The organism is Dietzia sp. B19 (assembly GCF_014145155.1).
Taxonomy (GTDB): Bacteria; Actinomycetota; Actinomycetes; order Mycobacteriales; family Mycobacteriaceae; genus Dietzia; species Dietzia natronolimnaea.
Map to the genome: position 1 here is coordinate 1 of NZ_JAALED010000374.1, position 1,583 is coordinate 1,583.

The following is a 1,583-nucleotide window of genomic DNA, read 5'->3' on the forward strand; positions in this document are numbered from 1 at the left end:
ACCCGATCTCGCAATCGGGCGACGATCTCCGCCGGCCCGCCGGGCTGACGGCGGGCCGTGCGGGCCCCGGACACGTCGGCATCCAGGATCCGACGACCCACCACGTGGGACTCGAGGCCGCGCCGCACCACCTCGACCTCGGGGAGTTCCGGCATGTCAGCCCGCGGCCCGGTCCAGGGCGGCCCAGGCCTGCTCGGCGGCCTTCTGCTCGGCCTCCTTCTTGGTCCGACCGACGCCCTCCCCCAGTGGATCGTCACCGACCAGCGCCACCGCGGCGAAGGTCTTGTCGTGGTCCGGCCCGGTGGAGGTGATCTCGTACCGGGCCTTGGGCCGACCGAGCGCCGAACACTTCTCCTGGAGGCTGGTCTTCCAGTCCAACGCCGCACCCAGGGTGGGCACCACGCGGAGGCGCTCACCGATGATCCCCTCGACGATCCCCCGCGCCACCTCCAGACCGTGGGTCAGGTACACGGCGCCGAAGACCGCCTCCAGGGTGTCCGCCAGGATCGAGTGCTTGTCCCGCCCGCCGGTGAGTTCCTCCCCCCTGCCGAGCCTGAGGAGCGCGCCCAGTCCGTCGGGGCCCAGCTCGCGGGCGATGTCCGCCAGGACGTAGGTGTTGACCAGGCTGGCACGGATCTTCGCGAGGTCGCCCTCCGGGCGGTCCGGGTACGCGGTGTAGAGATGTTCGGTCACGACGAGCTCCAGGACGGCGTCGCCGAGGAACTCGAGCCGCTCGTTGTGTGGTAGGCCCCCGTGCTCGTAGGCGTACGACCTGTGGGTCAGCGCCTGTGCGGCCAGCTCCGCGGGGAGCTGCACACCCAGGACCGCGCCGAGCTCCGGGGAGGGGTCCGTCACCCGGCCCCCTCGTCGATCCCGGGGTCCGCGAACTTCTCCGCCAGGCCGGCCCAGCGGGGATCGATGCGTCCCTCGGTGCTGCCCGAGACCCCGTCCGGCGCGGGGGTGTCGGGGTTGACGCAGTCGCTGAGACCGTAGTCCGTGCACGTGGGCGACATCGGGAACTCGAGACCGAAGGCGTCGACCAGGGCGGGTTCCAGGTCCAGCAGGTCTCCGTCGAGCAGGCGCACCTCGTCCTGCTCCGCGCCGTCCGCCGCGGCCGTGCCCTCGACGGCGTACATCTCCGTCAGATCCACGGAGACCTCGCTGGTGAACTCGCCGAGACACCGCGCACATTCCACGGTGGCCCGCCCGGCGACGGTGCCGGTCACCAACACCCCTTCCTCGACGAAGGTCAGGGCCAGATCCAGGTCGACCTCGGCCCCCTGGGGGATCCGGATCAGCTCGACCCCGATGTCCGACGGCAGCACCGCGGCACGCTGGACCTGCGTCATCGCCCCCGGGGACCGGGTGATGCTGCGGGTGTCGAGGACGAGGGAATCGGCGGCCGGGCGGCCTTGGCGTCGCTTGCGGGAGGTGGTGGACACGCCCAGCAGACTACCCGTCTCCGATCAGTAGTCCCCGTACCCGTCGCCGTAGTGATCGCCCTCGCGCGCCCCGCGGCGGCCGGTGGCCTCACGCCGCCCGGCCGGGGTGACGCCGTGGAGCTCCTCGCGCCCGCGGGACAC

The 1,583-nt window shown here is 72.3% G+C and carries 3 protein-coding genes; all 3 read right to left on the bottom strand.

Annotated features, from left to right (window positions below):
- Positions 1-155 (bottom strand): DNA-formamidopyrimidine glycosylase family protein (locus tag G6020_RS11070; RefSeq protein WP_277815271.1); only part of this gene is annotated, 155 nt, incomplete at its 3' end.
- 1 nt (position 156) lies between these two features.
- Complete coding sequence (rnc, locus tag G6020_RS11075) at positions 157-855, bottom strand: ribonuclease III (protein WP_182610668.1); 699 nt, start codon at positions 853-855, stop codon at positions 157-159.
- On the bottom strand, positions 852-1,442 hold the full coding sequence (locus G6020_RS11080; protein WP_182610669.1) for a YceD family protein: 591 nt from the start codon (positions 1,440-1,442) through the stop codon (positions 852-854). The genes rnc and G6020_RS11080 overlap by 4 nt, the downstream gene beginning before the upstream one ends.
- Between the last annotated feature and the right edge of the window lie 141 nt (positions 1,443-1,583).